The 11789-nt window shown below is 42.5% G+C and carries 9 protein-coding genes; 2 read left to right on the forward strand and 7 right to left on the reverse strand.

The window, feature by feature from the left end; translation table 11 throughout:
• Nucleotides 1–133 precede the first annotated feature (133 nt).
• The 3 genes from PN447_RS04815 to PN447_RS04825 form a co-directional block, all read right to left on the reverse strand.
• Nucleotides 134–340, reverse strand: coding sequence for a hypothetical protein (locus PN447_RS04815; RefSeq protein ID WP_271761252.1), 207 nt, complete (start codon nt 338–340; stop codon nt 134–136).
• 173 nt (nt 341–513) lie between these two features.
• The gene (locus tag PN447_RS04820; RefSeq protein ID WP_271761253.1) at nt 514–672 is read right to left on the reverse strand and encodes a YqaE/Pmp3 family membrane protein; all 159 of its coding nucleotides are present in this window, start codon (nt 670–672) and stop codon (nt 514–516) included.
• Between the two features lie 72 nt (nt 673–744).
• Complete coding sequence (locus PN447_RS04825) at nt 745–1086, reverse strand: translation initiation factor (protein WP_271761254.1); 342 nt, start codon at nt 1084–1086, stop codon at nt 745–747.
• A 243-nt stretch (nt 1087–1329) separates the two neighbouring features.
• Here PN447_RS04825 and trpB point away from each other — a divergent pair, with 243 nt between their 5' ends.
• Entirely contained in the window at nt 1330–2571 is a 1242-nt protein-coding gene (trpB, locus tag PN447_RS04830; protein WP_200988044.1) for a tryptophan synthase subunit beta, read from the forward strand.
• A gap of 106 nt (nt 2572–2677) precedes the next feature.
• On the opposite strand, the gene PN447_RS04835 is transcribed toward trpB, so the two are convergent.
• The 4 genes from PN447_RS04835 to psaA form a co-directional block, all read right to left on the reverse strand.
• Nucleotides 2678–4543 carry a P-loop NTPase fold protein gene (locus PN447_RS04835; protein ID WP_271761255.1) on the reverse strand — a complete coding sequence of 622 codons (1866 nt, stop codon included), beginning with the start codon at nt 4541–4543 and terminating at the stop codon, nt 2678–2680.
• A 53-nt stretch (nt 4544–4596) separates the two neighbouring features.
• Nucleotides 4597–4749 carry a DUF433 domain-containing protein gene (locus tag PN447_RS04840; protein WP_271761256.1) on the reverse strand — a complete coding sequence of 51 codons (153 nt, stop codon included), beginning with the start codon at nt 4747–4749 and terminating at the stop codon, nt 4597–4599.
• 269 nt (nt 4750–5018) lie between these two features.
• Nucleotides 5019–7250: a photosystem I core protein PsaB gene (gene psaB / locus PN447_RS04845; RefSeq protein ID WP_271761258.1), complete on the reverse strand. Its 2232-nt coding sequence runs from the start codon at nt 7248–7250 to the stop codon at nt 5019–5021.
• A gap of 135 nt (nt 7251–7385) precedes the next feature.
• The gene (gene psaA / locus PN447_RS04850) at nt 7386–9644 is read right to left on the reverse strand and encodes a photosystem I core protein PsaA (RefSeq protein WP_271730802.1); all 2259 of its coding nucleotides are present in this window, start codon (nt 9642–9644) and stop codon (nt 7386–7388) included.
• 513 nt (nt 9645–10157) lie between these two features.
• Here psaA and PN447_RS04855 point away from each other — a divergent pair.
• Nucleotides 10158–11642 (forward strand): hypothetical protein, encoded by a 1485-nt coding sequence (locus tag PN447_RS04855; RefSeq protein ID WP_271761260.1) that lies wholly within the window; start codon nt 10158–10160, stop codon nt 11640–11642.
• The last annotated feature ends 147 nt before the right edge of the window (nt 11643–11789 follow it).

The raw sequence follows: 11789 nt of genomic DNA on the forward strand, positions 1-11789 counted from the left end.
CTGAATCCCATCGTTGTAATGTCTTGACTGACACCCCAATTTTCTTTGCAAACTCATGAGGTTTAAACATAAATACACTTATAGGTTTGTAGATAAGTGTATAGGTTTGTCTATTTAATTGTCAACTAGGCTACTACTCTATACCTTCAAAAAAATAATTACGCGTTTGTAACTGCTTTCCCTGTTTCCACTTCCCAGAGTTAGTTACATCACATTGGCTTGTATTGCAAATTGCACCCACTACCTGGGGCTGTGCTAAGACTATGGATATCCCCAATACTGTGCTGGGTATTATTCTCAGTAACTTGGGAAATTGGGTGTTGTTGATTTTAACTACCATTTGTCAGTGCCAATTATTAATTGTGTATATCATAACAGCACATGGAATTACCTACTTCCAAGAAACACATAAAAAAAAGAGAGTGACAACAAAAAGCGATCGCGACCTGTGCAACAATCACAATTTTTACCCCAATCGGGAGGATAGGCTCACAAACCCATCCCCCCAAACCTTTATTTCCTCGCAATTACCCAGACTGCGTGGACGATTCCAGGAATATAACCCAAACAGGTCAACAAGATATTAATCCAAAAATCTAGACCGAAACCCACCTGTAAAAACACTCCCAGAGGCGGAAGAAAAATAGCACATAAAATCCGAACTAAATCCATGATAACCTCCTGAGCAGATTAGAACCACCTGCTTTGTAATTTAAACACTATGTACAAAATAAACCACACTCATCAGCCACCGCTAATTTTGGCTTTGTAACCTAATGTAGTCATAATCTCTAAAATCTTCTGTTTATGGTCGCCCTGAATTTCAATTTCATTATCCTTGACCGTCCCACCTGTACCGCATTGAGTTTTCAACTGCTTAACTAAACCAGCTAAAACTTCCGGTTTGGTTTGAAAACCACTAATCACCGTCACAGTTTTCCCCTTGCGTCCCTTGCGGGAAGCCTGTATCTTCAGGTTTTGTTGCTGGGGTGGTAATTCCGGAATCGCTCTTTGTGTAGCAGCAGAGTGATCATCACCAAATTCACGGTAGACAAAGCGATTGTCAGAAGATTTAGAAGAGGACATAAATTTTGTGATTCAGAAAAAAAATCTCATCTGGCAAGTAATATACAGTAGCGCAGTTGCCTTTTCTGACTCTGGCTACCCTATCAATATGGTAACTTTCGCCAAGGGATGAAAGCTAACCGCACAAATGTATTGTTCTAGTTTCCTCCTCGCAGTAGGTAAAAGATTCCGAGGATCTAGACGACTGAGAATTGGGAAATCGTTTTAAAATAATTACATTCATCCTGTGATCTAAAATTTTCCGTGACTACCACACCCCTCTCTCCAAATTCCCAATTTAATGCTCAGGTTCCCGATATCCAAGGACGCTTTGGACGCTTTGGCGGTAAGTACGTCCCGGAAACACTGATGCCGGCCTTAGCTGAATTAGAATTAGCTTATCAGCAATACCGCCATCACCCCAGTTTTCAAGAGGAATTACAACAGTTATTAAAAGACTATGTGGGACGCGCTACACCGTTGTATTTTGCGGAACGCCTCACGGCTCATTATGCCCGCCCAGATGGTACAGGTCCACAAATTTACTTAAAACGTGAAGATTTAAATCACACTGGCGCTCATAAAATTAATAATGCTCTGGGTCAAGTATTGTTAGCCAAGCGCATGGGTAAGCAAAGAATTATTGCGGAAACCGGCGCAGGACAGCATGGGGTAGCTACAGCTACAGTTTGCGCTCGGTTTGGCCTGGAATGTGTGATTTACATGGGCGTTCATGATATGGAACGCCAAGCCTTGAATGTGTTTAGAATGCGCTTGATGGGGGCCCAAGTGCGTCCAGTGGAAGCGGGAACGGGAACCCTCAAGGATGCGACTTCTGAGGCGATCCGCGATTGGGTGACCAATGTGGAAACAACCCATTATATTTTAGGATCGGTAGCTGGACCCCATCCTTACCCGATGATGGTACGGGATTTTCACGCTGTGATTGGTCAAGAAACCCGCGCCCAAGCTGTGGAAAAGTGGGGGGGTTTACCGGAGATTCTCATTGCTTGTGTAGGTGGTGGTTCCAACGCTATGGGATTATTTCACGAGTTTGTCAATGAGCCTTCTATTCGCTTAATTGGCGTAGAAGCCGCCGGCGAAGGTGTGAATACACAAAAACACGCTGCTACCTTGACAAAAGGACAGATTGGTGTATTGCACGGGGCAATGAGCTATCTGTTGCAAGATGAAGAGGGACAAATTATTGAGGCCCACTCTATTAGTGCAGGTTTAGATTATCCGGGGGTGGGACCTGAACATAGTTATTTGAAGGATATGGGAAGAGCGGAATATTACAGCGTCACCGATGGGGAGGCTTTGGCAGCTTTCCAGCGTCTATCTCGCTTGGAGGGCATTATACCCGCTTTGGAAACCGCCCATGCGATCGCCTATTTAGAAACCCTCTGTCCCCAACTGAGTGGTAGTCCCCGTATTGTCCTTAATTGTTCTGGACGTGGTGATAAAGATGTGCAAACTGTCGCCAAGTTTTTAATGCCAGAATAACCCTGATATCTGACATTATTCTTCATCACCAAAATCTTACCCAACTCTTCTAGAGTAAACTCTTTTGGGGTGGGCATCTTGCCCGCCCCTGTTATGTAAATTAAAATTAATTTGCATTATTAGTATTAGAAGGAATATCTATATCTATGCTGTAAAGAAACTTAGCTCTGATTTTATTTAGTTTAGTCTTTTGAGCTAATAAGCGAATAGCTTGTTCTAAGTTTTGAGATGCAGGTTGATATGGGGATTTGAGAAACCATCGAACCATCTCAGGTAAATCAGGATGACCTCTTTCAAGCCATTGAGAATATTCATCAATAGTACATTTATTTAAAAATTCTTTATTTAAGTGTTTTTCAATGTCTAATCTTATCCCAGATGATATTGAACCGAAATCAAGATTCATTAATTTTTTTAAAGCTGTAGTGATATCTAATCTTTGATGATATTCACTTATTTGATCGTCTAGAGATGCTTCCAAATCAGGGTATTTATGCAGTCTATCTCTCAATTCCTTGAAATTATTATAAAAACTGGGTTCTAAAATTTCTGTTAAAATTTTTTCTAATAGAGGCTTTTCATAAGTAGAAATATCAAATCCCAAAATTGATGTAAATTTTTCAATTGCTTCAAATTGCGAAAGACTCAAGTCAAGATGATGCTGTTGCAAGAAACTAACAATTCCATCAAGAATATGTTTTTCGTTATCTGCAAATGAGTTATAATATTGCTCGTGATAGTATTGTTTTTGAAATTCATGCAAGTTTCTAATCATTTGATTTCTTATTTCTCTTTGATTGAGAATATGACCTTTTTTGGTAAATTCCAACTTAAGAGCGTTAGATAATGAAGTGTCAACTAACTTACTTATCAATTCATCTATGTATTCTAGATGTGTATAACCAATATCTTGTATTTCTAGGGCAAAAGCTAATCTCTTGACGCTACTTTCATTATTTTCACCATGATATTTGTCATAATATTTTTGAGCGTTGGAAAATGATAGTATAGTATCAATACAGTTTGAATCTAGACTATTAATAGAGAAAAGTTGACAAAAATTAGTATCATTTTTAGCTAAATTAATAAGAATGCTATTTTTGATAACTTGATGAAGCAAACTAGGCTCCCACTCCTCATCCATTAAAGGGATAAGCTCATCAATAAGCCATTTAGTTTTGCGTATAACCCTAAGATTATTCGTCCTAGCCTTATGCAATACTTCTTTAATTAGTTTTACATGAGTATGATTTTTAAAGATTAAATCTAAATTTTCTTCTACTGTAGGTTCAAGTTGAAATTCTCTATCAATTACTTTTTCTCGATAATCCTTTAAAACTTTTTCATTATCTCGATTTTGTAAGAGATAACTCTCATTATAAATTAGAATAATTTTACATTCTAATTCTTGAACTAGATACTCAACAAACCCAAGTATTTCTTCTAGTGGAAGATTAGATTTTCTTTCAAGATCATCAATGCATATAATTGAATTTTTAACATTTATATTAAAAAGTATGTTAAGTGCTAAGTCACCGGCCACAGCCATTAATGGGCCTGCTATTGGTATGGATAATTTTCCTGGCAATGCTAAGTCTAGTTTGGGAGTTTTTTCTAATTTTACAGAAATACGACTGAACCATTCAAAAAGACAATTTATATATTTTTCTGTCCAGTGGTTATTAGATTTTATTTGACTTTTGTAACTAGCTAATATTCTCGCCTTCAACTGTTCTATTGAAGAAATTCCAAAAACAGATCCATAACAGTAATATTTTCGTTGATGTTTTAATAAAAAATTTTGTACTAAATAGGTTTTTCCAACACCCCATTCTCCCTTGACAGCTAAAACTTTATAATCTTTATTATCTAAAAATCGCGTAAGAATACTTTCTGCGTCTTCTCGATTAACTCCATAACTTGCTTTGTGTGTGCTGTCATTCATAAACTCTTTTAAACCGCGAATAACCAAATAAATATCTAGAATAATAATAACTTAATTTTATTATTTTAGATATTTTGATGTCATCGCAGTGCTAAAACTTCTTCTTCCCTGGTAAGTTTTTCTGCATAAGTAATAGCTGCTTTCACATCTTTTAGAGTTGGTTGTGGAGAATCTTGCACTATTTCTTCAAAGGTTAGTGCATCAGCAAGGTTATTCAGAATGACTGATATCATGATCGTGTGTTTTCGATACATGGTTTACCCTGACACACCTTTGGTGAGATGCTGATGCGTTCTTGCCAGTATTAATAATTTTGAGCATTTGTAATCAGAGTTTATTGTAGTCGATCGCTTTTGCCTTATCTAGTTGTATCAGCAGCAAACTTTTGAAGAATACGCTGATGTAGTATCTCCATCTCCTGGCAGGATATTAAGCTCTACAAAAAATCCCCCACCAGACGGCGGGGGATTTTTATTACTCACCTACAAAACTAGTAGCGGAATTAACCGAACTTACCAGCAGTAGAGGCAATCAAGAACGCTGCATAGGTAACAACATAGCCAACGGTGAAGTGAGCTAAACCTACCAAGCGAGCTTGAACGATGGAGAGAGCAACGGGCTTATCTTTCCAGCGAACCAAGTTAGCTAGAGGAGTACGCTCGTGGGCCCAAACAAGGGTTTCAATCAACTCTTGCCAGTAACCTCTCCAAGAGATGAGGAACATGAAACCGGTTGCCCAAACTAGGTGACCAAACAGGAACATCCAAGCCCAAACAGACAGGTTATTCACGCCGTAGGGGTTGTATCCGTTAATCAACTGAGCGGAGTTAGCCCAGAGGTAGTCACGGAACCAGCCCATTAAGTAAGTGGAGTTTTCGTTGAACTGAGCAACGTTACCTTGCCAAATACCTAGATGTTTCCAGTGCCAGTAGAAGGTTACCCAACCAATGGTGTTTAACATCCAGAACATAGCTAGGTAGAAGGAGTCCCAAGCGGAGATGTCGCAAGTACCGCCACGGCCTGGACCATCGCAAGGGAAGGCATAGCCGAAGTCCTTTTTATCGGGCATCAGCTTAGAACCACGAGCATCCAAAGCACCTTTAACAAGTACTAGGGTGGTGGTGTGAATAGCCAAAGCGAAAGCGTGGTGTACCAAGAAGTCGCCAGGGCCAATTGTTAGGAATAGGGAGTTAGTGCCGGAGTTGATGGCATCCAACCAGCCACCTAACCAAACGTTGCCGTAGTTAGGATAAGCTGTGTAGGCGATGCTGTCAGGGTTAGATAACAGAGTATCTAAACCATACAGTACTTTACCGTGAGCAGCTTGAATGAACTGGGCGAACACAGGCTCAATCAAGATTTGCTTTTCAGGAGTACCGAAAGCAACTACTACGTCGTTGTGTACATACAGACCGAGGGTGTGGAAGCCTAAGAATAGCGATACCCAGCTGAGGTGAGAGATAATCGCTTCTTTGTGCTGTAAAATCCGGTCGAGTACGTTGCCCTTGTTTTGTTCGGGGTCGTAGTCACGTACCCAGAAGATGGCGGCGTGGGCAAAAGCACCAACCATCAAGAAGCCAGCAATATACTGGTGGTGGGTGTACAGCGCTGCCTGTGTTGTGTAGTCCTTAGCAATGAAAGCGTAAGGAGGCAGGGAGTACATATGCTGCGCTACCAAGGAAGTGATGGTTCCTAGTGCTGCCAAAGCTAAGGACAGCTGGAAGTGCAGTGAGTTGTTAATGGTGTCGTACAGACCTTGGTGAGGCAGGTTGAATTGACCTTCACTCTTGCTACCGGGGATTAAACCGGATTTGGAATTGAGCATTTCTTTGATGCTGTGACCAATTCCAAAGTTGGTGCGGTACATATGACCGGCAACAATGAAGAGAACTGCGATCGCCAAGTGGTGGTGAGCCATGTCGGTCAGCCACAAGGATTCTGTTTGAGGATGGAAACCACCCAAGAAAGTCAGAATCGCTGTACCCGAACCTTGAGATGTAGCAAAAATATGGCTAGCAGTGTCAGGGTTCTCGGCGTAAACAGCCCAGTTACCTGTGAAGAAAGGTGTTAAACCTGCTGGGTGGGGCAAGGTGGTTAAGAAGTTATCCCAACCTACGTGCTGTCCGCGAGATTCGGGGATAGCAACGTGAATCAAGTGACCAGCCCAAGCCAAGGAGCTAACGCCGAATAAACCAGCTAAGTGGTGGTTCAAACGGGGTTCAGCACTCTTGAACCAAGACAGGCTAGGACGGAACTTGGGTTGTAAGTGCAACCAACCAGCAAATAAGAATAATGCTGCCAACAACAGGAGGAACACGGAACCGGTGTACAGTTCGCTGTTCGTCCGCATACCGATGGTATACCACCAGTGGTAAACACCAGAGTAAGCGATGTTTACTGGATTGCTAGCGCCACCTTGGGTAAATGCTTCAATGGCAGGTTCACCAAAGTGGGGGTCCCAAATCGCATGGGCGATGGGACGGACATGAAGGGGATCTTTAATCCACTGTTCAAAGTTACCTTGCCAGGCTACGTGGAACAGGAGGCTGGAAGCCCATAGAAAGATGATTGCCAAGTGACCGAAGTGAGTGGCGAAAATCTTTTGGTAAAGATTTTCTTCCGTCATGCCATCGTGGCTTTCAAAGTCGTTTCCAGTGGCGATCGCATACCATATCCGACGCGTAGTCGGGTCCTGTGCGAGATCCTGGCTAAATTTTGGAAATTTCGTTGCCATAGGTTTGATAAATCCTCTGACCTTTAGCCATCAGGTGTCAGCTTTTAGAGTTCTGAGTTTTGAGTACTAGGTTTTGAGCTTGAATTAACTACTCAGCCCCCAGCACTCAGCCCCCAGCACTCATTAAGTGAATTACTACCCTACTGAAAGGATGTGTGCGTGGAAGAATGCCCAGGTTGTCACAATTCCTCCTAAGAGGTAGTGAGCTACACCCACAGCCCGACCCTGAATGATGCTCAGGGCGCGAGGCTGAATTGCTGGTGCTACTTTCAGTTTATTATGTGCCCAAACAATGGACTCAATTAGTTCTTGCCAGTAGCCGCGACCACTGAACAGGAACATTAAGCTGAATGCCCAGACAAAGTGAGCGCCTAAGAATAGTAGACCATAAGCAGATAAAGCACTGCCGTAGGAGTTGATTACTTGTGTTGCTTGTGCCCACAAGAAATCACGTAGCCAGCCATTAATGGTGATAGCACTTTGGGCAAAGTTACCACCAGTAATGTGAGACACATTACCTGCTGCATCTACTGTACCCCAGACATCTGATTGCATTTTCCAGCTGAAGTGGAAGATCACAATCGATAGGGAGTTATACATCCAGAATAATCCGAGGAACACGTGGTCCCAACCAGATACTTGACAGGTACCGCCACGACCTGGACCGTCGCAAGGGAAGCGGAAGCCCAAGTTAGCCTTATCTGGAATCAGACGAGAACTACGGGCAAACAGTACACCCTTGAGCAGAATCAGGACGGTGACGTGAATGGTGAAGGCGTGGATGTGGTGAACTAAAAAGTCCGCTGTACCCAAAGCAATGGGCATCATTGCTACTTTGCCGCCTACCGCCAGAATACCGCCGCCAAAGGCATAGCTAACTGGTTCTAAGGCATTAGGAGCAGTACCACCAGGAGCCAATGTGTGCAGGTTTTGCACCCACTGAGCAAATACTGGCTGTAACTGAATTGCCGAGTCGGAGAACATGTCTTGAGGACGACCCAAGGCACGCATTGTATCGTTGTGGATGTACAGTCCAAAGCTGTGGAAGCCTAGGAAAATACACACCCAGTTCAGGTGAGAGATAATAGCATCCCGGTGACGAATCACCCGATCTAACACGTTGTTTTGGTTCACAACGGGATCGTAATCACGCACCATGAAAATAGCAGCGTGAGCGGCACCACCGACGATCAGGAAGCCACCTATCCACATGTGGTGGGTGAATATACACAACTGCGTAGCGTAGTCCGTTGCCAAGTACGGATACGGCGGCATTGCGTACATGTGGTGAGCAATGATGATGGTCAGTGAACCCAAGAAAGCAAGGTTAGTTGCTAACTGAGCGTGCCAAGATGTGGTCAGATTTTCGTACAGACCTTTATGGCCTTCACCTGTGAATGGACCTTTATGGTTTTCCAGGATTTCTTTGATGCTGTGTCCTATACCCCAGTTGGTACGGTACATATGACCAGCAATAATGAACAGAACTGCGATCGCCAAATGGTGATGGGCAATGTCTGTCATCCACAAGCCGCCTGTAACCGGGTTTAGACCGCCCTTGAAGGTCAGGAAGTCAGCATACTCACCCCAGTTCAAGGTGAAGAATGGTGTTAACCCATTAGCAAAGCTGGGATACAAATCTATCAACAGGTCTTTGTTCAGAATGAACTCATGGGGCAAGGGTATATCTTTAGCAGCGACACCTGCATCCAAGAGTTTGTTTACTGGTGCTGAGACATGTATTAAGTGTCCTGTCCATCCCAAGGAACCACAACCTAGCAATACAGCCAAGTGATGATTCAGCATTGACTCTACATTCTGGAACCATTCCAGTTTGGGAGCACGCTTGTGGTAATGGAACCAACCAGCAAATAAGAACAAGCCTGCTAGTACCAAACCGCCAATAGCTGTTACATACAGCTGGAATGAGCTGGTAATACCCCAGCCGCGCCATACTTGGAACAAGCCAGAGGTGATTTGAATACCGCGGAATCCGCCGCCGACATCACCATTTAAAATGTCTTGTCCCACAATTGGCCAAACGACTTGAGCGCTAGGACTCACATTTAATGGATCGCTTAACCAAGCTTCGTAATTCGAGAATTTAGCGCCGTGGAATAACATTCCGCTTAACCAAATCGCTACTACGGCTAGATGGCCGAAGTGGGCTGCGAATATCTTGCGGGAAATGTCTTCTAGATCGCTTGTATGTGTATCAAAGTCATGGGCGAGGGCGTGAAGGTTCCAAATCCATGTGGTGGTTTTGGGTCCTTTGGCTAAGGATCTGTCGAAGTGTCCTGGCTTTGCCCATTTTTCAAATGAGGTAGGAACCGGATCTTTATCGACTATGACTCTTGCCTTCTTTTCCTCTCGCTCCGGAGGACTAATCGTCATTCGACCTCCTCTCTTGATAAGGAATGAGGAATCATAATTACCACAAAGTTAACCTAGTCGCAAACTACAGACATTCCTGGAGCAGTGATGAAGACTCTATGTGGAAGTTTGTTTCTGTTGAATTATAGAGTCATTACTGGTGCATTGTTAAACACATTTTAACAATAATTCAAATTCCCTCAAACAATTGTCTTATAAACTTTGTATGTTCATACTTTTGAGCGAAAAGTCAAGTGATTCCTCATTTAATTTACAAAGGGTAACAATTAGTAAAATTTATGGTTCAACTCAATTCATGTGGTTATAGAGGTTGATATTCTAAATTTTTTTATGTTTCAATTGCTACGGTGAGACTAAGAAAAATATTAATTATTTTCAACTTATCTGAGAAGGTTTCCGGAAAATATGAGTTGGTGCCGTACAAATATCACCTTTTGGGCTATAGTAGCCTATGCACAATTTAAGCCAAAATAACATAGTCACTTACTGACGACCATCACTAGGGTAAAATGCATGAAATCATTGCCAACAGAGGTTTTATATCAAATATTCTCTCTGAGATTTACTATTTTTAAGTGGCTGATTACATTAGCACTAGTATTCACTGTAACCAGCTGTACTGAAAAAGCCCGTAGCCAAGAAGTACCTGTGAGCCAAATAAATACAGCCCAGAAAATTTCTCAGATTTCTCAACAATTTTCGGAAGTGTCGCCACCACAGGTTATCCAAGAACTACGCCTGAGCTTAGAAAATTATCGACCCCAAGTCAAAATACTGACTCCTCAACCTGACGAAGTTATTCAAGACAATACAGTCACAGTCAGCTTTCAGACCAAAGACATAGCCATATTTAAAGATTCGCAATTACAACTAGGTCCCCATCTACACCTAATTGTGGATAATCAACCTTATATACCCATTTACGACCTGAATCAACCTCTAATTTTACCAGACCTCTCTCCAGGTACACATACCCTGCGGGTCTTTGCTTCTCGTCCTTGGCACGAAAGCTTTAAAAATGAAGGTGCTTATGCCCAGACCACATTTCATATTTTCACCAAAACTGACAACAATAATCCTGATCCTACTCTGCCCGTGCTAACCTACAGCCGTCCTCAAGGCACTTACGGAGCAGAACCGATTTTACTGGACTTTTACTTAACTAACGCTCCTCTGCACCTTGTGGCCGAGGACAACCCTAACAATACCATCAGCGATTGGCGCATCCGTTGCACAATTAACAATGAAAGCTTCATTTTGGATCGCTGGCAACCCATTTACCTCAAAGGCTTCAAACCTGGTAAAAACTGGGTAAAACTAGAATTTCTAGATAATCAAGGAAATCCTCTCAAAAATGCCTTTAATACCACAGCCAGACTCATTAATTACCAGCCCAAGGGTAAAGACACACTTTCGAGAATTGTCACAGGAGAATTGTCAGCAGATGAGGCGCGGAGCATTGTAAACCCCAATTACACTCCTAAGACACCAGTCACTGAACCTATACCTACTCCTGGTATTGACAAAATACCCTCACCACAGCCCATTCCTCAAACTCAACTTCCAGAAACACCCACAACCGAATCACAAGAACCTGTAGAACCAGAAAAAGCAGAACCACCAGAAACACCAAAATCTGAGGAACTTGTCGAACCCTCACCCAGCTTACCCCCGACACTACCAGAGATTATTGAGCCTCCTGCATCAGAAACACAACCTGAGATAGTCCCCACGCCCCTTGAAGAACCAGAAAACCCAAAATCTCAGCCTCCAGCAGCAGAACAGCCAGAGGTAACGCCAACAGATGAATCAACACCGTTACCGATCAAGATTGCTCCCGATCCTGAAAAACCTTTCGTAAAAAGATATTTCAACCCTCAACAGGTACCAAATGTTAAATCATCTCCTGCTGTACCATCAGTAGTTCCAGAAACTACACCCATACCAGACCAGCAGGAAAAGGCCGGGGAATACAAAGTTACTACTATGGAGGAATAAAAAAACGGTTCTTCAGTACCTAATATGCTAAATTGTTTTGATAAAATCCGAAAAAGCTTACCGTATAAGGGAAATAATGTTGGTTATTGAAGAAAATGCCTGAATATTCCTTCTTAATCTCTGTTCCCTGTTCCCTGTTCCCTGTTC

Source organism: Anabaena sp. CS-542/02, from assembly GCF_028331085.1.
In the GTDB taxonomy this organism is placed as follows: Bacteria; Cyanobacteriota; Cyanobacteriia; order Cyanobacteriales; family Nostocaceae; genus Anabaenopsis; species Anabaenopsis arnoldii.

Coding starts and splice junctions, on each gene's coding strand:
- psaB (WP_271761258.1), bottom strand. CDS start 7,250: ATGGCAACGAAATTTCCAAAATTTAGCCAGGATCTCGCACAGGACCCG.
- PN447_RS04840 (WP_271761256.1), bottom strand. CDS start 4,749: ATGATATCAGTCATTCTGAATAACCTTGCTGATGCACTAACCTTTGAA.
- PN447_RS04820 (WP_271761253.1), bottom strand. CDS start 672: ATGGATTTAGTTCGGATTTTATGTGCTATTTTTCTTCCGCCTCTGGGA.
- PN447_RS04825 (WP_271761254.1), bottom strand. CDS start 1,086: ATGTCCTCTTCTAAATCTTCTGACAATCGCTTTGTCTACCGTGAATTT.
- PN447_RS04815 (WP_271761252.1), bottom strand. CDS start 340: ATGGTAGTTAAAATCAACAACACCCAATTTCCCAAGTTACTGAGAATA.
- PN447_RS04855 (WP_271761260.1), top strand. CDS start 10,158: ATGAAATCATTGCCAACAGAGGTTTTATATCAAATATTCTCTCTGAGA.
- psaA (WP_271730802.1), bottom strand. CDS start 9,644: ATGACGATTAGTCCTCCGGAGCGAGAGGAAAAGAAGGCAAGAGTCATA.